Origin of the sequence: Falsihalocynthiibacter sp. S25ZX9 (assembly GCF_041205405.1) — a bacterium.
In the GTDB taxonomy this organism is placed as follows: domain Bacteria; phylum Pseudomonadota; class Alphaproteobacteria; order Rhodobacterales; family Rhodobacteraceae; genus Falsihalocynthiibacter; species Falsihalocynthiibacter arcticus.
In genome coordinates, this window is record NZ_JBGFCD010000147.1 from 1 (window position 1) to 330 (window position 330).

1 pseudogene is annotated in these 330 nt (G+C 52.4%); it reads left to right on the top strand.

Going from position 1 to position 330, the window contains the following annotated elements:
- Window positions 1-330 (top strand): annotated as a pseudogene (locus tag AB9F29_RS21655) (amino acid ABC transporter substrate-binding protein); the annotation flags it as partial.

The window sequence follows — 330 nt, forward strand, 5'->3', positions numbered from 1 at the left end:
AGTTGAACTTGGCCGACTACTTCCGCGCCAACAATCTCTCATATGAGCCTGTGCCAATCGAAACAAACGCTGAAGGTCAACAACAGTACCTTGCGGGCGCTTGTGACGTTTACACAACTGACGCTTCCGCGTTGGCGGCGACTCGTGCAACGTTCGAAGCACCAAGCGAGCACATCGTCCTTCCTGAAATCATCTCCAAAGAGCCGCTCGGTCCTCTTGTTCGCCACGGCTACAACGAATGGGCAGACATCGTTCGTTGGTCTTTGAATGCTTTGATCGCCGCTGAAGAACTCGGTGTGACTTCTGCAAACATCGAAGAGATGGAAGCAA